This window comes from Pseudomonas sp. TH06, from assembly GCF_016651305.1.
In the GTDB taxonomy this organism is placed as follows: domain Bacteria; phylum Pseudomonadota; class Gammaproteobacteria; order Pseudomonadales; family Pseudomonadaceae; genus Aquipseudomonas.
On sequence record NZ_JAEKEC010000001.1, the window covers coordinates 4,730,016 to 4,749,185 of the forward strand.

Genomic DNA, 19,170 nt, shown 5'->3' on the forward strand with positions numbered 1-19,170 from the left:
CCCGACAATTCTGGCGACTGCCCCCGGCGCTGGCTCAGGTACCGGGTGCAACTGATGCGCTGTGAGTGTCTGGCGATTTCCCATTTCCATGTCGGCGAAAATCAAAACCCGGGGAAACCAACGCCCTCCTCCAGCCACTTCTCGAATTCGAACAGAGCGGCTCCTTGTTCCATTGGCGCGTAGTAGACAAGGCGCAGATGCCGTTCGACATCGATCGTCAGCGTGGTGTGCTCGAGACTGACATCGCCAAATGAGTCGATCGCCAAGTGTCGAATACCCTGACAGGGACCATGAATGTCCTGCCGGGACCACCAGCCTTTGAATTCCGCGCTGACACTCTCAAGTTCACGCACCAGCGAAGCAACGTCACTTTCGTTAGAGGCGTGAACATGGTCACGACGAAAACTGGAGAGCATCTGGATTGCCTGGTCGTCCCAGGGCTGAAAGAGAGACTTCGTGCGCGCGTCGGTAAACAACATTGATAAAAAGTTGCGTTGTTCGGGCGTCTTCTCGGAAAACTTGAAAATCTTGTCAGCTGCGGGGTTCCAGGCCAGGACATCCCAGCGAAGGTTCAGCACATAAGCGGGTCGCAACGGCAGATCCGCCATCAGCCGATGAACGATCTGCGGAACCACACACCAGGTCTTGCCCTCCTCGGCCGGCGGTCGCTGGTGGGAAAGCAGGTAGAGATGTCGGCGCTCCACAGCATCCAGTTTGAGGACCCGGCAAAGATTATCCAGAAAAGCAGGTGACACACCAATATCGCGTCCCTGTTCGAACCATGTGTACCAAGACAAGCCAACACCGGCCAGTGCCGCTACTTCTTCTCGACGCAGTCCGGGTGTACGGCGTCTGCCAGTCGGGGGTAACCCTGCTTCCGCAAGTGATATGCGCTCTCGGCGGCTGCGTAAAAACTCAGCCAGGTCCTGTCGTGTGCGCTCAAGACTCCTTTCCATTATCCGATTACTCCCAGTAACACCATAAACAGTGGCCATTGTACTGACGATCAGGCTGCTAAAGAATCCGCCCGGTCCGCAACAAGTTGCCAAGAGCACAAGGAGTGACTCATGTCTAAAACAATACCGGCACCCGTTTACCTCATTGCAATCGGCGCTTTTGCGCTGGGGATGGCGTCTTACGTCACCGCCGGCCTGATCCCGATGATCGAGCAGGCCTTTGATGTGCAGGTCGCCGTCGCGGCACAACTGGTCACGGCGTTTACGCTTGCTTACGGTATTGGCTCCCCAGTCTTCGTGGCCATGTTGCCAGCGCAGCGACAACGCTTTGGCTTGTTGGTCGCATTGGCGTTGTTCGTGGCAGCCAACGTCGCCAGTGCCCTGGTTGACGACTTTGTCGCCCTGCTGGTTTGTCGAGCCGTCGCGGGTATCGGCGCCGGCGTTTATCTGGCCACCGGCATCGCCGCCTCGGCCGCTGTTTCAGGCCCGGAACTGCGAGGCAAGGCGATTGCCGTGATCATGGGCGGCATGGCCAGCGGCACGGTACTTGGAGTGCCTGTCAGTCTGCTGCTCGCCGAGCAGTTCGGTTGGCAGATGGCGCTGTGGCTGGTGGCGTTTCTCGGCCTGATCTCCTGGCTGGGCCTGCTGATCAAGTTGCCTGCGATCTCTGCCGGACCGGCGCTGCCGATCAGCCGCAAGCTGGCCCTGCTGCGAGACCGCAACGTGATGACCATTCTGCTGGTTTCGCTGTTGGCGGCAGTCGCCAGTCTGGGCATGTACACCTTCATGGTGCCGTTGATGGCTGACCCGGCCTACGGCGGCGTCGATAACATCACGCCGTATCTGTGGGTCTGGGGCCTGGGGGGTGTGGCGGGCAGTTTCCTCGTTGGGCCGCTGGTGGATCGCATCAAGGGACCGATGCTCACGTTCCTGATTCTGCTCATCCTCAGCGTCTCGTTGTTCGCGTTGCCGGCTGCCGCTGCTGTGACACCGTGGCTGGCGATGATCCCGATTGCCGTCTGGGGCGCCGTAGGCTGGGCACTGCAAGTGCCGCAGAACAACCAACTGATCGCTGCGCGTGATCACAAGGGCGACGGCAATCTGGCCGTGGCGCTCAACGAGTCCGCACTTTATCTGGGCAGCGCCATGGGCGCCGCGGCCGGTGGCTTCATATTGCTGCTGCAGATGCCAGGGTGGACGTTGGCGATCAGTGCCGGCGCGGTATCCGTTGTCGCTGCGCTGTTGCAATGGGTGCAACTGCGCAACGGAAAAACCCATGCGGTCAACGGTGCGCCAAGGGTTTCTGCGCAATAACCCGTTTGCATCGTTCGCTATTGCGCCGACACGGCTTTGAGGCCCGCGAGAGCGTAAGTCATCATGTGCTCGATCAGCACGGCGGGTTCCATTTTCAGCCCCGGCAGCACGTTCTCGCTCAACGCTTCATGGGCCAATAGCAGGAAAAGACAAGGCGCAAATACGCCCAGCGCACAATGCAGCGTGGTCGGGTGATCGTCCGGCAAGCCCAGGATCTGCCCAAGAATGCCGCGAAAGACCTTCGCTTTCGGATAGGCCTGCTGCTCCAGCACCGAGGGCAGCAGGCTCGAAGGCGACAGCAGTTCCCGGCTCAACACCTTGAGCGCCCAGGCATCTCGATGATTGCGCACGCGCTCGATCAGGACAGTGATGATCAAACGCAATTTGTCCTCAGGCGAGGCAGGGCTCTGGCTCAAGCTGAACAATATATCGATGCTGAGCAGGCGCTCATGGGCTTCGAGCAGCACGGCACGGTACAGGCCCTCCTTGTTCTCGAAGTGATAATTGACCGACGCCACGTTCGAGTTGGAGTTCTCGCAGACCTGTTTGCTGGTGGTGTTGGCATACCCCAGATCGGCAAACAACTGCCCTGCTGTCTCCAGAATATGCTGGCGGGTCACCCGGCCATCTTGTCGCTGAGCACGTAGAGAGGCTTCCTGATTCGGACCGGACACGAGCATGAACTCCTATTAACTCAAATTCAAATTTGACTTTTATTTTTATGAAGCTTAGCTTCAAATCACCTACATACCTCGAAAGGCATGGATATTGGCGACGAATGTTGTCAGCTCCAAGGCCATTTAGCCAAAGGAAAACATCGCAATGGATGCGCGCGTAATGACCCCGTTCACCTACTTCTCTCTGCCGATGCAGAAGCAGTTCCTGCGCAATCGCGAGGCGATCAAGGATAAACCCTACGCCAAGTATTTCTCTGCGCAGATGAATGTCCCCCTTTCCGCCGTGTGCAAGATCCAGCAAGGACCACTGCCGCTGGAACAGACCATCACGCCGAGCATCGAGGACATCAATCGGTTGCTGGAGGCGGACTTCGTCAGCGAGGAATCGGGATACGCCCTGCTGCCCGGGCCAATGGCGTATGTGCAGAGCCGCAAGTTTTTCCCGCGCTCGACCGCAGCGATGCTGAAATGGTGGTTCATGTGGCACCCGCTGGAAGCCGAACGCTATACCCTGTGGTTTCCTTATGCCCATGTCAGCAATCCCTGCGTCAATCACGAACGCCTCAAGCAGACGTCCCTGAGTTTCGAACAGCGCTTGTACGGCAACACCTTCTGCGCCTCGGAATATGTCGGCGATCGCCTGATGCACCTGCATATCCACTTCCAGGACCCGGAAAAACTGGGCTTGCGTGCCGATCTGTACCGCGACGCGAAAATCGACGGTAGCGTCAGCGCGTTGATGAGCCTGGCGGAACAACCCGATGTGCCGGTGTCGCTGATGGTGCACTTATTCAAAGAAACTCCGGAAGGCCTTCATCTCACCAGCCGCTACTGGGTCGGCAGCCATCCGTCGATGTCGCGTTTTCCTGGTGCCGAAAAGGCTGCCGCACTGATGGCGGCCAACGGCTTCGGCGAAGCGGAACTGGAAACTCTCGCCTATGAATTCGCCGTTCATGACCTGTGCGAATTCAACCATCTGGCCAGTTTCCTGCCAGAACTGTATCGAGAGTTCGGCGCTGCCTGAACCCGCAAAAAAAAATGTTCCCCCCAGCGACAAGGCTAAGGGGAACATTTCGTAAACCAGAATCACCCCTTCGAACTGATACCGTTTAGTAAAAGAGTCGTAAATTCCTCGATATCTTTCTCCATCTCCAACTGCTCGGTCAGCAATCGGTACCAGCAAAATCCAAAGATCATATCCAGCAAAAGTTCGCGATTGGTGTCCTTCGGTAACTCACCACGGCTGATGGCATTTTCCACCAATTTCTTCGGCATTTCCCTTCTGCGCTCCATGAATTGGTTTTTTAACTGAACCAATGTCACAGGGTCCAACTGAGCCTCGGCGATGACGCAGCGAAATGCTTCGCCGCAAATCGTTTCACGCCAGACTTTCCAGAGATTGTGCAGCAAAAAGTCGAGATCCGCTTTTAATGAGCCTAGATCAGGATGCTTTCTGACCTGCTCGCTTTCGTTTTCGTAGACTTCCGCAATCAATGCAGCCTTGTTGCTCCACCAACGATAAATCGTCGGTTTACTCGCTCCCGCCCGTCGGGCAACCGACTCAATACTGAGTCCCGAATAACCGCATTCCTTGAGGATCTCAATTGTCGAACTGATGATCGCCTTGTGCGTGTGGGGATTCCGTAGGGATCCGATGGAGCTGCGAGAGGGTGTACGAGCCACAGTAAATTCTCCAGGCAGGGTGCTTGACAAATACAATGCAAGGTATAGGATTTCCGAAAATCGCAACGAAACGGTCCGTTTCGTTTCGGACTGGGTAAGCGCGTTGAACATTGACGCCAATCAATTCGCTTCGAGCTTTTCTGGTTACTTTAGGGGTTTCTGACTCCTCGAGCAGGATGTGTGAGCAGGTAGGCGTCCTCTAGGACTATCGAGTCTGCCGTTTTAATTCTGAAACGATACGTACCGTATCATAGCAGTGAGAGAGGCAAAGTGGCAGTATCAGCGCCCTTTTTTGAGTAACCGTCCGGAAACTCCAAACGGCTGATTTTGCTGGCTAAACGACAAAACTCCGATATCCGGGGCTTTAAAGATAGTTTTCCGTATGTTTCACGATATACGGCGACGCAACACCCTTGTTTTCTGACAGCGAATGGAATCAAAAGGAAAATGAACGTGAAAAAAGCAGGAATAGTGAGCTATGGCACTGGCGTTCCCGTTTGTCGCTTGAAAGTCGAAGAAGTGATTAACGTCTGGAAGAACACCGATCTCCATCTCGTGCAAAACCAGTTGGGGGTGGTCGAAAGAGCAGTTCTTCAACCTGATGAAGATGTGATCACTCTCGGTGTCTTGGCAGCCCAGCGTGCATTGGATATGGCCCCCGGCAGTAGCGTCGAGGCTTTGTATCTGGGCACTTGCACCAACCCCTATGACTCCCGCGCCTCGGCCTCTGTCATCCTCGAAATGCTCGGTTCCGGCTATGATGCCTATTGCGCCGACGTCCAGTTCGCGGGCAAATCCGGCACTTCTGCGCTGCAGATTTGCCAGGCACTGGTCGCTTCCGGCATGACCGGCAGCGCCCTTGCAATCGGCGCCGACACTATCAATCGCAACACCGCACCAGGTGATCTGACCGAATCCTATGCGGGTGCCGGTGCGGCAGCTTTATTGGTGGGCACGGAGAATGTCATCGCAGAATTCGATGGCAATTTCTCTTGTGCAGCCGATGTCGCCGACAACATTCGCCCGCAAGGTGATCGTTATATTCGCTCCGGGATGGGGCTTGGCTCGGACAAAAACAGCATCGGCCTGGAAGACCAGACTCGCCGGGCGGCGGAAGGCTTGATGGCCAAATTGCGCACCTGCCCGCAGGACTACGATTATGTCGTGTTCCAGCAGAATCTGGTGTCCACGCCCTACTCCCTCGCCAAGCATCTGGGATTCAATCCGAAACAGGTTGAGCCCGGCATCTACGCGAGCAGCGTTGGTGACACCGGTGCTGCCAGCCCGCTACTCGGTTTGATTAACGTGCTTGACCAGGCGCGTCCCGGTCAAAAAATCCTGCTGGTGTCTTACGGTTTTGGTGCCGGCAGCGACGCAATCGCCTTGACAGTTACCCCTGCCATCGAGGCCTACCAAAAGCGCAACAAACCACTGCGCGAATCGCTCGAAAACAAGCTGTACGTAGATTACGGCACGTCGATCAAATACGAGTTCAAGTATTTGCGAGCTGACTACGCCCTCACCGCCTACCTCTGATTTCGCCTGTCTACGCAAGGAGCATGTACATGTGCGCACGTCGTGTTGCAATCGTTTCGGCCGCCTATACGCCGAAACCGGGAAGTTCCAGGGTCCGGCAGACGTTCAAGGAAATGATCGTCGAGTCGGCTTATAAAGCTATCAAAGACGCCAGAATGCATCCTCGGGAAATCCAGGGTGTGGCCTACGGTTATCACGGCGAGGGCATTTCGGAATATGGCGGTCTCGGGCCGACCATCTCCGACACTTTGGGCATCAGCCCGGCGCCGACGTTCATGAGCACCGCCAACTGCACCAGCAGTTCCGTGTCGTTCCAGATGGGCCATCAAATGATTGCCTCCGGGGAATACGATATTGTTCTGGTCGGCGGCTTCGAGAAGATGACCGACCACTTCAACTATGCCGAATACATCGGTTCCAGTACCGAATGTGAGTACGACTACTTCCTGGGTATTTCCCACACCGATGCTTTTGCCCTGGCGACGGCGGAATACTTTGAAAAGTTCGGTTATGCCGGACGTGAAGCTGATGTGTTGGCGACCTTTGGCCGGCAGATGCGTATTTATGCGCACAACACCCCGAATGCCACGCGCTTCGGCCATGCGATTCCATCTATCGACACCCTGAAAAACAGCGAAGCCTTTGGCTCGATGCTGGCTTGGGGTGAAGCGAGCGGTTGCGCGATTCTGGTCGCCGAACACCTGGCTCACAAATACACGGACAAACCAGTATTCGTTCGCGGATGTGCCTATACAGGCGTTTCCCATTACTTCGGCACGCGTTTTCACAACCCGACCCTGCATCACCCGGGACTGCCAAAAAATGTCGGCATGGCCGTCTCGGCCAACTCCATCGCTTGCGCTGAAATCGCCTATAAAAAGGCCGGAATCACCGCGAAGGATATCGATGTCGCGCAGGTCTACGACTTGCTCGGCGCGGGTCTGATCCAGATGGAATCGATGGGTGTCTGCAAGCAGGGTCAGGCCGGTGATTTTGTCCTGGAAGGCGGCATCAGTATTGACGGTCCGCTGCCATTGAACACCGACGGCGGCAACATTGGGCGCGGTCACGCGTCCGGTTGTGACGGCATTCTGCACATCACCGAACTGTTCCGGCAGTTGCGCGGTGAATCCGACAACCAGGTCAAGGGCGCGCGCATCGGCGTGTCGCAAAACCTGGGAGGTTATGCCGCCCACAACTCAGTGATCGTTCTTTCCAACGACTAAGGAGCCCGACCATGTCTATGTACCCCGAACAGATTCATCGGATGACCACTGCCAGCATGCTTCGCGAATGGCGAGAACACGGCGGCAAATATCGTCTGGAAGGCAGTCAATGCGAAGACTGCAAGGAAATCTTTTTCCCGCGTCGTACAGTTTGTGGCGCTTGCAATTCCCTCAACGTAAAACCGTACCGCTGCGCCCGCACCGGCAAGATCGAAGTCATGGCTCACGCCGAGAATCCGATCCTTGCCGCCATGGGCTACGGTGAAACAGTGCCTCGCTGCATGGCGATGGTTCGTCTGGACGATGGCTTGGTGATCGCGTCGGAAATCGTTGACATCACTCATCCGGAACAACTGAAAACCGGCGCGCCGGTACGCATGGTCGTACGCAAACATGTGCGCGAAAGCAATCTGGCCTGGCAATACGCCTACAAGTTTGTATTGGACGTATAAATAAAATCGTCGAGCGTTAGTTTCTGACGCTCGACGGTTTTAATATTAAAACAAGAACTGCGTTACTTATAAAAATACCTTACTCGCCAAAAGCTTTTAACCCTTGTTCCTCAGGGGGTAGCAAACTGCCGTTTTTTTAAATCGGGAATTATCCCAAAAACTATTTATTGGCTTTATATGGCCGAGGACTCATCATGTCGACTCTTTGTCTCCCGCACGTAATGTTCCCGAAAAACAAGATCACTCAGCAACAGATGATTGAACATCTGGAGAGCCTGCACGCCGACCATCCGCGCATGGCCGTGGCCAAGCGTATGATCCAGAATACCGAAGTCAACGAACGGCATTTGATCCTGCCGATCGACGAGCTGGCGGTGCACACCGGCTTCACTCACCGCAGCATCGTCTATGAGCGTGAAGCGCGCCAGATGTCTTCCGCCGCTGCCCGCCAAGCCATTGAAAACGCTGGCTTAACGACCAATGACATCCGTATGGTGGTGGTCACCTCGTGCACCGGTTTCATGATGCCATCGCTCACCGCACACCTGATCAACGATCTGGACCTGCCGACGTCTACCGTGCAGTTGCCGATCGCCCAGCTCGGTTGCGTCGCCGGTGCTGCAGCAATTAACCGGGCGAATGATTTCGCCAAACTGGATTCGCGTAATCATGTGTTGATTGTCTCGCTGGAGTTCTCGTCGCTGTGTTATCAGCCTGACGATACCAAGTTGCACGCGTTCATTTCCGCTGCACTGTTTGGCGATGCTGTTTCTGCCTGCGTATTGCGCGCTGATGATCAAGCGTCAGGGTTCAAAATCCGTTCCACCAACTCTTTCTTCCTGCCGAAGAGCGAGCACTACATTAAATACGATGTAAAGGACACCGGCTTCCACTTTACCCTGGACAAAGCCGTCATGAACTCTATTAAAGATGTCGCGCCGATTATGGAGAAACTCAACTACGACACTCTTGAACAGAACTGTGCGCAGAACGACTTCTTCATCTTCCACACTGGCGGCCGCAAGATTCTTGACGAATTGGTCCTGCAACTGGACCTTGCCTCGAACCGGGTTTCGCAGTCGCGCAACAGCCTCGCCGAAGCCGGCAACATTGCCAGCGTTGTGGTTTTCGACGTGCTCAAGCGACAGTTTGAGTCGGGTCTTAACTCCGGCGATGTCGGCATGCTGGCAGCTTTCGGCCCGGGCTTCACCGCCGAAATGGCCGTGGGTGAATGGGTAGCCTGATTCCCACGTTTGCCGGGGCTACGTTTGAGTCTGCAAGAAACCTTGGCGGTCTGTAGGACGCCAAGGTTTCTCGGCCTCTTTCGCAACCCTTCATTGCACCTGATTAATGGTTTCACATGGAGGATGAACGATGATCAGAGACAATTTCGCTACGCCGCCCAAGCGGCACTATGAACAACGGATGGTTTTGCTGCTGTCCTTGAGTTTCGGCCTCGTCGGGCTTGATCGCTTTATCATTCTGCCGCTGTTTCCCGTGATCATGCGTGACTTGCAACTGGATTATCAGGACCTCGGCATGCTGTCGGCAGCACTGGCCTTCGCCTGGGGCTTTTCAGCTCTTGGCGCGGGCTATGTGATTGATCGATTGGGTCGCAAGAACGCACTGGTCCTTTCAATTGCAGTGCTGTCGCTGCTCTCGGGGATGTCGGCTCTGGCCGGAGGACTTTTCGGGCTGGTGGTCATCCGCGGGCTGATGGGTCTCTGCGAAGGCGCGTTCACACCGACCAGTATCATCGTCACCGATGAGGTTTCGCATCCGCAGCGCCGCGGACAGAATCTGGGTTTCCAGCAGGCGTTATTCCCGATTCTAGGACTGTGCCTGGGGCCATTGCTGGCTGCCAGTCTGTTGGAGCTATTCGACTCGTGGCGCATGGTTTTCGCGATTATCTCGTTGCCCGGTCTACTGCTGGCCGGCTATTTGTGGAAAATCTATAGACCGGCGTCCTTGCCGGCACATCAGCAACCCGCTTCAGGCAGGGGGTGGGCAAACTGGTTGAGCGCGTTCAAAAGCGGCAATGTCAGCCTGAACATCCTGATCATGTTTTGCATTCTTACTTGCCAGTTCGTGCTGTGTGCCATGTTGCCCAGTTACCTCACGGACTACATGCACCTTGAAACGCTGTCGATGGCCGTCGTGATATCCGCCCTTGGTGTTGGTGGTTTTATCGGTCAGTTGATCATTCCGGCGATGTCGGACCGACTGGGACGCAAACCGGTGGTCATTGTTTCCTTCATGACCAGCGCAACGTTGGTGGGGCTGTTGATCATCAGCCCGGCCATTACCGGGTTGTTATTTCTGCTGCTGTTCCTTTTGTCTTTTTTCAACTTCAGCCTGATCTGCATGACCGTCGGGCCGTTGACCAGCGAGTCGGTGCCACCTGCACTGCTTCCCACTGCCACCGGCATTGTCGTCGGCTTCGGCGAGATCCTTGGCGGTGGCGTTTCACCCGCCGTCGCCGGATACGCCGCGATGCATTTCGGCCTGCCATCGATTTTGTACGTCGCACTGGCCGGGAGCGTCGGCGGCCTGCTGTTGTCGCTGGGTCTGCGCGACAATCTGCAACCCCTCCCTGCCCTGTCAGCCGCGAACGCATTGCCGATCAGCCTACCCCTCAAGGATTAGAGATCATGGGATATTATTTGATGTTGCTCGACCTTTGCCAGCATGAACACCGAGGCATCGGTGTGTTCGACTTCCAGACAGGCCAGAGCCTGCGCATGTTTCCCGAGCAGGGCGGGCTGTATGAAACATTGCAGTATTGCAGTCGCTGGCATCGCGGCTGGGCCGAGCATCTCAAGCATCTGCCCGCCAGTGACAGCACCCAGGACATCGACCTGCAGCCACCACTCAAACCCGGCAATAATTTGCTCGCCCAGGTCAGCACGGTCAACCTGACGATGTCGACAAAGCAGGCGTGGAGTTACAAAGGCAACGGCAGTCTGCTGAAGACACAAGGCGAGGCGCTCAACATCCCTTATCAGGCGCTGAGCATTGCCAGTGAACCGGGAATCGTCTGCATTTATATGGTCGACTCCTTCGGCAAACTGCACTTTGTCGGATTCACCATCGGTAACGAAGTGCACGATCCACTGCTCGGCAACCTCGACTCGCCGGACGCCAACCAGGCGTGTCTTCGCGAATGCGCACTGGCTCCGGCAATGATTCTTGGAGAGTTGCAGTGTCGATTGTCGATCAACGCTCGTATCGAGCGTCAGGACAGGCAAATCTCCTATCGCGAGTACGATATCGATCTGAAGGAATGGCACTCACTGCGCAAATACACCCAGGCATTCCTCGAACAGCACGAACAGTTCCTGCAGCCAGGCATGGTCCACTACGCGTTTCATGGCCTGGGCCATCCTGACAGCGAACCCCCGCTGCAACACGGTGACTGGCTCGATCTCGATTGCCCGGAACTGGAGTTGGGCCTGAGCAATCGCATCGTCGAAGAAGAGTTGTTGCATCTGTGCCCGCTTGATAAACGCACGCTTGGAGCGGGTCTGCCCCCGCGGGCGACGCGACTGCATCAGCGCTGCAACGACCCGAACTTGCTCAAGCGCAAATAACGCTGATAGATCGCTATCGGGCGCCAGTTCACCGGCCTCGATCGCGGTTTGCAGGCGCGCCTCCAAGTCATCAGGGTCGTTGAGCAAATATCGCGCAATTGACGATATTCGCCACTCGGCTCTAAAAATCCACCGTCGCTGAAAGCAGATAAGTTCTCGGCGTCGACAGCGTCAGCCCCGGCTCGCTGTCATCCGAAGCGCCTGCCGAACTCCAGTAGCGTTTATCCAGCACGTTCTCGACATTGGCGCGTAGGGTGATGGTTTTCTCATCGACCTTGAAGGCGTATCGCGTACCTACGTCAAAGCGCTCCCAGGAATCGATTTCCTTGTCATTCGACTGATCCAGATACTGCGAGCTGGAATAGAGGCCGCGCCCGGTCAACGTCAGTCCCTGCACGTTCGGCACATCCCACTCCGCACCGAGGTTGACGTTGTATTTCGGCGTCGCCGGCGCACGGTTGCCATCGAATGTGCCGTTGGTGGTCTTGGTCAATTCGCTGTCGATGTACATCACGCCACCGAGCAAGCGAAAGCCTTTCAGCGGCTCACCGAACACGCTCAATTCGACCCCGTCGTTCTGCCGTTTGCCGTTCGGGCCGAAGACCCGCGTCGTGGCGTTGGTTTCGTACGCAGGCTGTTTGATGCGGAACACCGCAGCGGTCAGGGCATACGCACCGGCATCGTACTTGGCGCCGACTTCGACCTGACGACTGATGAACGGCGGGAAGATTTCGTCCTCGTTGATCGACGTCGAAGGCGCGATCTTGCCTTGGCTGAGTCCCTCCATGTAGTTGGCGTACAGCGACAACTTGTCCGTTGCCTTGAACAGAATGCCGCCCGACGGCGAGACCTTTTCCTCGTCGTAAGCCGTATCGCCTTTTACGTCATCGCTCCAGTCATCGACCTTGACCCGCTGCCAGCGCGCGCCAAGGGTCAGCAACAGGCGATCATCAAAGAAGCCGAGGGTGTCGGACAGCGCCACGCCACTGAAGCGGTTCTCGGTGTAGACCTTCGCGTCATTGCGCGTTGGCGTGCCGGGTTTGGCCGTTTCCACCGGGTCATAGAGGTTGCTGCGGCCCGCCGCATAACGGGCGCCGCCGTTTTCAAAGTCCATATAGAAGTAGCTGGCGGCCAGGTTTACTTCGTGGCTGACCGGGCCGGTGTGGAACCAGTTGCGCACGCCCGCCGTGGCAGTGCGGACATTTTCGTCACGGGTGAAATCACGTGGTTGCACGCTGAAATCGCCGGCGTCGTTGGTGACTGAAACGGCATGGCGGAGGAAATCGTGATTGCTTTTGCGCGCACCGACACCGCCGTACACCATCACCGAATCACTGACATCGAACTCGCCGTTGACCGTGCCAAAGGTGTCCTTGGTCCGCGCCTGGCTCCAGGGTTGCGCATAGTTGTCGCGTACATCGTTGGCGTTCGGCACCTTGGCATTGGCGCCGACTTGCACGCGCTCCTGTGGTGCGTCGGTATCGCGTTCGGTATGGCCGACATCCGTGGACACGCGCAGTCGCTCGCCGCGAAAGTCCAGGCCCAGCACCGCCATGTCGCGGTCGACGCTCTGGTGATCCCACTCGGTATCACCGGACTGCTTGACGCCGTTGAAACGCAAACCGAACTGGTTGTCCTCGCCAAAACGCCGGCCGACATCTACCGCGCCGCCGATTTGATTGTTCGACGCGTAATTGGCGGTCAACGAGGTAATGGGTTTATCGCTGGCACGTTTCGGCACGACGTTGATCCCGCCGCCAACACTGCCTCGCGGTGAAATACCGTTGATGAGTTGGCTCGGACCTTTGAGGATGTCGACGCGATCGGCCATTTCCATGTCGATCGTGTACGTCGGCAATACGCCGTACAGACCGTTGTAAGCGACATCACTGTTGAACAGGCTGAAGCCACGGATGGTGAACTGCTCATAGCGCCCGCCCGCCGGGTTGGTCGCACGCACCGACGGGTCACTGGCGATCAGGTCGCCGAGGGTTCGGGCCTGTTGGTTCTTGACCGTCTCGCTGGTGTAAGTGGTCATGCTGAACGGCGTTTCCATGAAGTCTTTCGACCCCAGCAGCCCTTGCGAGCCTCGGCGGGCAACCTGGCCACCCGCAAACACGTCCGCGCCCGAGGAGTCGGTGGCGCCGAGAATCGAGGTCGGCGCCAGTTGCAGGCTACTGCCCTGCGCCGCCGGAATCAGCGTGTAAGCCTGCTCGCCCACCGGTTGCAGTTGCAGGCCGGAGCCCAGCAACAACCGGGTGAAGCCCTCCTCCACACCGAAATCACCGGACAAGCCATTGCTGTTGCGCCCGCTGACCAGTGCCGGGTCCACCGACAGATTGACGCCGGCCAAACCGGCAAAGCGGGTCAGCGCCGAACTCAGGCTGCCGGCCGGCACCTGATAACTGCGCAGTGCAGACTCGTCGGCCCAACTGGACTGAATCAGTACAGGACTGGCACTCAGGCTCAGCAACAAACTCAACTGCAACAACGGACGCAAACGACTGGGGAATACTGCGGGCATTGGAAGAAGCTCTCGATTTTGTTCACTTGCCTGGAATGACCAGCGAGGCGAAAAAAAGGGACAGGCTTCAGCCAGTTTTTTCTGCGGGGCGAATGTTTCGAGGGACCAGCGACACCCAGAAACGCGTGCGCGTATGAACCTCGACCGGCAGACTCGCTGCCAGCAACGACAGCACTTGATCGGTGTTATCGAGACGGAAACTGCCTGTGATACGCAGGTTTTCCAGGACAGGATCCCAACGCAACAACCCGGAGCGATAACGGCTCAACTCGCGCAGGAAATCGCCCAGCGGCTGGTTCTGCGCCATCAACACGCCTTCGCGCCAGCCCGGCATCAACGCGTCGAATGCCGTAACCGGCCCGGCCCCGTTGGCTTGCAGCGTGACTTGCTGGCCTTGCTGCAACGTCAGCGCCGGCCCGTGCAGCGGTTGTAATTGCACCGCGCCGCGGACCACCGAGACGTTGCAGTCGCGCTCATTGAGACGCACGCAGACTTCACTGCGACTGACGCTGATCCGGCCGTAAGGCGCGTTGATCATCAGCGCTGAATTACCGGGAACGTTGAGCGCCATTTCACCGCGCAGCAGCGTCAACTGACGCGCAGCAAGATCGACATTCACCGCGCTCGCCGTGTTGAGTTGCAACGAACTGCCATCGGCCAGTAGCACCCGTTTATGTTCGCCGATGCCGGTGTGCAAATCGGCGCGCCAGACGTCCAGCGGCAATTGCCGACTGATCAGCCACGCGGCGGGCACCAGCGCCGCCAGACCGAGCGCGCGTTTCAGCGCTGCCCTACGTGCCGGATCCGGACGGTCCAGCGTCGCCATGGCCAATGCCGAGGGCAGCGCGGTAAAGCGTTGGCGTAACAGTTGAATCTTCTGCCAGGCGTGTTCATGCCGGCTATCGCTGCTGCGCCAGTGTTGCAGGCGCACCTGATCGTCCTCCGTAGCCTCGCCGGATTCCAGCAATGCCAACCATTGCGCGGCGGCGCGGGCCACTTCTCGTGCTTCGGCGCTGGGGGCGACACGCATCAGAAATCCACCAGCAAGCAATGCTCATAGGCTTGCGCCATGTAGCGTTTGACCGTGCGTTCAGAGACCTGCAAACGCTCGGCGATCTCGCGATAACCGAGGCCTTCGAGCTGGCTCCACAAAAACGCCCGACGCACCGGCCGTGGCAAACCATCGAGCAATTCATCCAGCGCCTGCAAGGTTTCCAGCAGCAACCAGCGATGCTCCGGCGAAGGCACGCTCTCCTCCGGCAATTGTGCGAGGGCCTCTAGATAGGCTTTTTCCAGGCTGCGGCGGGTGTAGAAATTGCTCAGCAGGCGTTTGCCCACGGTCAGCAAATAGGCGCGTGGTTCGCGCATGTCGGCAATTGGCTGAGCGCTGCACAGCACGCGCAAGAACGTGTCCTGACTCAGATCTGCGGCATCCCAGGCGTTGCCCATCCGGCGACGCAACCAGGTTTCCAGCCAGCCTCGATGGTCTCGATACAGTTGCTGCAGGCTCTGTTCCGAGGGTGCGGCGGCTTCAATCATGTCAAGAGACCCTGCGCGAAGAAGAATTCAAATGAGACTGATTCTAATTAAGTTCATCCGCGATACAAAGGTCTTTCTCGTGCACAGGCAAGACAGGCGCGGCCAACCGCAAGATCAGTCGCGCCCTCCTCTCAACTGATCATCAGTGCGTTGTAGTCCGCGCTCAGCGACTCGAGGTGAGCCTGATAACGGCCCAGCAGCGAGGTCAGATCGCTTTGCACGTAATCAGTGCCGTGGAGTCGTTCAAGCGCCATCGCAAAGCCTTTCCAGACATTGGCAACCGCCATGATCTCCTCCCCCGCGACCCTGCGCAGACGACTGACGTCGACCACCGCTTGCGCGTCCGCCAAGACATCTTCGGCCATTTGCAGGTCGTCGTTCAGCCCGTCCATCAACTGCGCGATGCTCTCGATTTCCTTGTCCAGATTGTTCCGCGAGGTCGCCAGTTCGCTGTACTTGATGCCTTCGGAGACGACACCCAGCACTTTGCGAACCAGTTCAATACCCTGCTTGACCGCCTCCTTTTTCGGATTCTCCATGTCGATGTCGTCCAGCGCTTTGCCGCTGGGAATGTAGTTCTTGTACATGTCGGCCAGATTGAACTCGCGGATCACATCCTGCGCCTTGACCAGAACGTCACGCTGCTCCTGACACTTCGCCTTGTTGGCGCAGTGCTCGCTCAGTTGCGCCAGAATTCGCGCCTTGCGCAGCTTGGCCATGTTCAATGGCTCATCCGCGCGCCCGTCGATTTCGACCTTGTAGACACTGCACACGTCGCGTTCCAGGTGCTGCGCACAATCAATGAAGCGCGCCTCAACCCGCGCCAGCATTGCCTCGACGTTGCCCTTGATATTGCCGATTTCAGCGCTGACCATCTCGCGGTCTTCCGTGCTCAGATCGTTGCGGCCCAAGGCTTCACGCAACTCCAGCAACGCTGCGAAGTAGCTGTCCCCCGATGCAGCGCTCAACGCGGTGAGCAAGACCGGGAAGGACTCGCGCAGGGTTTGATCGGTGTTGTTCAGGTAAGCGCTGACGTTCTGTGCTCTTTCTTGCAGGACGTCGTCGTGTTCATTGCGAAATCGCGCCAGCCGCGAAATATCGCGAATGGTCTGGACGATTTTTTTAACGTCGAATGCCGGGATGTGTTGGGTATTGATAGATGTCACGCCGTTCATGGCAAATCTCCTTGAGTCAGTCGGCAATCAATGAAAGCTCTTTTTGTATTCGTCCAGGGCGTCATTGAACGTGGCCACCAATTCACCCGCCGTGTTTTTCACGTCACGCCATGGATCGATCACCAGCGCGAACTCGGCGACAAAAGACGTCAGGCGCAAGGCATCGTCGATGCGCTCGAATTGCTGCGCCGACGCATCGACCTTGCTCAGAATGGTTTGCCACATGGTGTTGAGGATGTTCAGTGCCGCTTCGGCGCCGGCCATGCGGATGCCGATGTCACCGAAATTCGACATTGAGCTTTCGATGGCGCTTTGCAGGTTTTCCTTGCCGCTGACCGACGCTTCCAGCGCATCGACCTCGGTCTTCAGCGCGTTGCGTTCCTTGCGTGCGGTCTCGGCTTTCGGGCCGAAGATCGAGCCGGAAATCGGCCAGAAAATCGGCAATCCACCGGAAAAAGACATTCCCACGTAGTAGTCGTAATCCTTGTCCAGCTGGATGATCCGGGCTTTTTTGTCCTTGATGGTTTGCTTGCTGCTGGCGATCGACTCCACCAGGTTATTGCGCTCCATCAGGTCATATTTGCCCTTCACTTCCGACTGCAAACCGAATACACGCTTGCCGCTCGACAGGTCGCCACCGGCGAGTTCTATCTTGAAGTTGGATATCCGCTCCTTGAGCTCTTTGGTCGCACCCTGCTGACGCTGAATATCGACGCGCATCAGCTTGATGATGTCGGCCACCGCCGAAGCCACTTCGCCATCGTCACTGGTGTATCTGATACCGGCCAGGTCATTGCCGGACATCTGCCCAAGCGTGGTTCTGACGCGGTCCATGATCGGCATTTCCTTGATCACGGAAATGATTTCACCGCCGCTGCTGACGATGTTTTTGGCGGCGGAGGCGAGATCGATGCTTTGCTGGATGATCTTACTTTCCACGGCATCCCAACTGGCGGCGTGGATGCGGATTTTCTTGAACAGCACCTGAATATCGGCAGGTTCAAGGCCGGCGACGTCGATCTTCTTGTACTTGAGATACGACTCGACTTCCGCCAACTCGCCCGGCAGCGACAGGCCTTTCTTCACGTACTGCTTGATCTTGATCACGTCTTCTTTGGTCAGGATCCCGGCGTCGCGTGCCACGCCTGGGTATTGACCGGAAATAAGATGTAGGACTGCCTGCGGGAGATTATTGCTGCTTTCTGTATCGCTCAATGGAACAGCCATCGGATAACCTCGGTTCATGAAAGACGACGCACCATTGCGTCGGCCAGCAGAACGCTAGATGACGTTTTTGCATGGCTCCAAGGAATCAATCGACTTTATGAGTGTGCGGCAAGCTATTGATTTAAAAAGAATCGTGACGCAGAGATGGTTGCCTTGGAAACATCGAGCTACATCTACCGGAGATGTCCTACACCGAGGGATTACAAACAAAGCGCACAGTCGAAACAAAAACGCTCGATACGTCGAGCGTTTTATTTATGCGTACGTTTAAGCGTCTCGCTGGGCAACTCGTTGAACAGCGCCCGATAGCTGCTGGAAAACCGTCCCAGATGCCAGAACGACCAGTTCATCGCCACTTCGGCCACCGTGGTTTCCGTAGGCCTGCGGTTGAGCAATTCGCGGTGGGCGCTGTTCAACCGGCGCAGGCGCAACCAGTGGCTCGGCGTCATCCCGGTGTAATCCTTGAAGGCTTGCTGTAACTGACGCAGCGAGACGCCCGCCACGTTTGAAAGCTCGAGCAGGTTGAGGGTTTCTTCGGGGGAGTCGGCGGCCCATTCGCCGACGCGCTTCATGATCGTTCGTTCCTCGGTGCGGCGCTGCAAGCCGCCACGGTCGAGATTGACTCGGGCGTTATCGAGGATGAACAGACAGTCTTCCAATAGCTGTTGAGTCAATGCCTCTTTGCTAGGCATATCAATGGCTTGCGTCAACTTCGTGAGAGTCGAGCTTAACCAGCGACTGAACAAGGCGTTCTGTCCGCCATTGAGCGGCGCCATGAACAAACCTTCGAGTTTCGCCACGTCCAGGCCATGTTGACGGACAAATTCCGGGCCGAAGACCACGGCGATTTCCTGGTAATTCTCCGGGGTGATCCAAATGTTTCGGCTGTCTTCATTGAGCAGATACAGCGCGTTGTCGCTGCGATCGAAACAGAACGCGAGGGCACCCGACGGCGCGCTGAAATTCTGCTCGACCCGGGTGTTCATCTGCTCTTCATAAACCTCGACACCTTGCAGGTCCAGATACCTGATTTGCCCGGCGAAATGCCCTGGCGACATCTGCTGGTAATGCTGGACCCAACCCGGTGTGGCGCGGATTTGCTCGGAGACATCAGCGGTGTTGAACGCTTGAACCTGTAACGGATTGCACGTTGTCATGGGGTGACCTTGCGCACTCTTTTGGTGCGCTTTGGTGCTGCTTAAAGTGGATAGATGGAACTGCAAGGCGAGCCCAAGATAGTCGTCAACGCGCCACAGGGGAAGGGGCGGAAG

At 56.9% G+C, this 19,170-nt stretch carries 17 protein-coding genes; 8 read left to right on the plus strand and 9 right to left on the minus strand.

Going from position 1 to position 19,170, the window contains the following annotated elements:
* Positions 1–101: 101 nt before the first annotated feature.
* Positions 102–956 (minus strand): helix-turn-helix transcriptional regulator, encoded by an 855-nt coding sequence (locus JFT86_RS21070; RefSeq protein WP_201233410.1) that lies wholly within the window; start codon positions 954–956, stop codon positions 102–104.
* 111 nt (positions 957–1,067) lie between these two features.
* On the opposite strand from JFT86_RS21070, the gene JFT86_RS21075 reads away from it, so the two are divergent.
* A complete protein-coding gene (locus tag JFT86_RS21075; RefSeq protein WP_201233411.1) occupies positions 1,068–2,270 on the plus strand; it encodes an MFS transporter in 1,203 nt (400 codons plus the stop codon).
* 17 nt (positions 2,271–2,287) lie between these two features.
* On the opposite strand, the gene JFT86_RS21080 is transcribed toward JFT86_RS21075, so the two are convergent.
* Positions 2,288–2,944: a TetR/AcrR family transcriptional regulator gene (locus JFT86_RS21080; RefSeq protein WP_347340318.1), complete on the minus strand. Its 657-nt coding sequence runs from the start codon at positions 2,942–2,944 to the stop codon at positions 2,288–2,290.
* 148 nt (positions 2,945–3,092) lie between these two features.
* Here JFT86_RS21080 and JFT86_RS21085 point away from each other — a divergent pair, with 148 nt between their 5' ends.
* A complete protein-coding gene (locus JFT86_RS21085) occupies positions 3,093–3,971 on the plus strand; it encodes a 2,4-diacetylphloroglucinol hydrolase (protein WP_201233413.1) in 879 nt (292 codons plus the stop codon).
* A 62-nt stretch (positions 3,972–4,033) separates the two neighbouring features.
* Here the strand turns inward: JFT86_RS21085 and JFT86_RS21090 are convergent, their stop codons facing one another.
* Entirely contained in the window at positions 4,034–4,630 is a 597-nt protein-coding gene (locus JFT86_RS21090; protein ID WP_103302446.1) for a TetR/AcrR family transcriptional regulator, read from the minus strand.
* A 447-nt stretch (positions 4,631–5,077) separates the two neighbouring features.
* On the opposite strand from JFT86_RS21090, the gene JFT86_RS21095 reads away from it, so the two are divergent.
* The 6 genes from JFT86_RS21095 to JFT86_RS21120 all read left to right on the plus strand — a co-directional run bounded on the left by JFT86_RS21095 (position 5,078) and on the right by JFT86_RS21120 (position 11,434).
* Positions 5,078–6,166 (plus strand): hydroxymethylglutaryl-CoA synthase, encoded by a 1,089-nt coding sequence (locus JFT86_RS21095; protein WP_207196950.1) that lies wholly within the window; start codon positions 5,078–5,080, stop codon positions 6,164–6,166.
* Positions 6,167–6,195: 29 nt separating this feature from the next.
* On the plus strand, positions 6,196–7,392 hold the full coding sequence (locus JFT86_RS21100) for a thiolase family protein (RefSeq protein WP_201233414.1): 1,197 nt from the start codon (positions 6,196–6,198) through the stop codon (positions 7,390–7,392).
* A gap of 11 nt (positions 7,393–7,403) precedes the next feature.
* Positions 7,404–7,844, plus strand: a complete 441-nt coding sequence (locus JFT86_RS21105; RefSeq protein ID WP_201233415.1) for an OB-fold domain-containing protein — start codon at positions 7,404–7,406, stop codon at positions 7,842–7,844.
* 194 nt (positions 7,845–8,038) lie between these two features.
* Entirely contained in the window at positions 8,039–9,088 is a 1,050-nt protein-coding gene (locus JFT86_RS21110; protein WP_201233416.1) for a type III polyketide synthase, read from the plus strand.
* A 130-nt stretch (positions 9,089–9,218) separates the two neighbouring features.
* The gene (locus tag JFT86_RS21115) at positions 9,219–10,490 is read left to right on the plus strand and encodes an MFS transporter (protein WP_201233417.1); all 1,272 of its coding nucleotides are present in this window, start codon (positions 9,219–9,221) and stop codon (positions 10,488–10,490) included.
* 5 nt (positions 10,491–10,495) lie between these two features.
* Positions 10,496–11,434 (plus strand): fumarylacetoacetate hydrolase, encoded by a 939-nt coding sequence (locus JFT86_RS21120; protein WP_242489315.1) that lies wholly within the window; start codon positions 10,496–10,498, stop codon positions 11,432–11,434.
* Between the two features lie 121 nt (positions 11,435–11,555).
* Here the strand turns inward: JFT86_RS21120 and JFT86_RS21125 are convergent, their stop codons facing one another.
* The 6 genes from JFT86_RS21125 to JFT86_RS21150 all read right to left on the minus strand — a co-directional run bounded on the left by JFT86_RS21125 (position 11,556) and on the right by JFT86_RS21150 (position 19,056).
* Positions 11,556–13,958, minus strand: coding sequence for a TonB-dependent receptor (locus JFT86_RS21125; protein ID WP_201238167.1), 2,403 nt, complete (start codon positions 13,956–13,958; stop codon positions 11,556–11,558).
* A gap of 67 nt (positions 13,959–14,025) precedes the next feature.
* Positions 14,026–14,988, minus strand: coding sequence for a FecR domain-containing protein (locus tag JFT86_RS21130; protein ID WP_201238168.1), 963 nt, complete (start codon positions 14,986–14,988; stop codon positions 14,026–14,028).
* Positions 14,988–15,497 carry a sigma-70 family RNA polymerase sigma factor gene (locus JFT86_RS21135; protein WP_201238169.1) on the minus strand — a complete coding sequence of 170 codons (510 nt, stop codon included), beginning with the start codon at positions 15,495–15,497 and terminating at the stop codon, positions 14,988–14,990. The genes JFT86_RS21130 and JFT86_RS21135 overlap by 1 nt, the downstream gene beginning before the upstream one ends.
* A gap of 131 nt (positions 15,498–15,628) precedes the next feature.
* Positions 15,629–16,672 carry an alpha-xenorhabdolysin family binary toxin subunit B gene (locus tag JFT86_RS21140; RefSeq protein WP_201233419.1) on the minus strand — a complete coding sequence of 348 codons (1,044 nt, stop codon included), beginning with the start codon at positions 16,670–16,672 and terminating at the stop codon, positions 15,629–15,631.
* Between the two features lie 27 nt (positions 16,673–16,699).
* Positions 16,700–17,899 carry an alpha-xenorhabdolysin family binary toxin subunit A gene (locus JFT86_RS21145; protein ID WP_201233420.1) on the minus strand — a complete coding sequence of 400 codons (1,200 nt, stop codon included), beginning with the start codon at positions 17,897–17,899 and terminating at the stop codon, positions 16,700–16,702.
* Positions 17,900–18,150: 251 nt separating this feature from the next.
* Positions 18,151–19,056 carry a helix-turn-helix domain-containing protein gene (locus tag JFT86_RS21150; RefSeq protein WP_201238170.1) on the minus strand — a complete coding sequence of 302 codons (906 nt, stop codon included), beginning with the start codon at positions 19,054–19,056 and terminating at the stop codon, positions 18,151–18,153.
* Positions 19,057–19,170 lie beyond the last annotated feature (114 nt).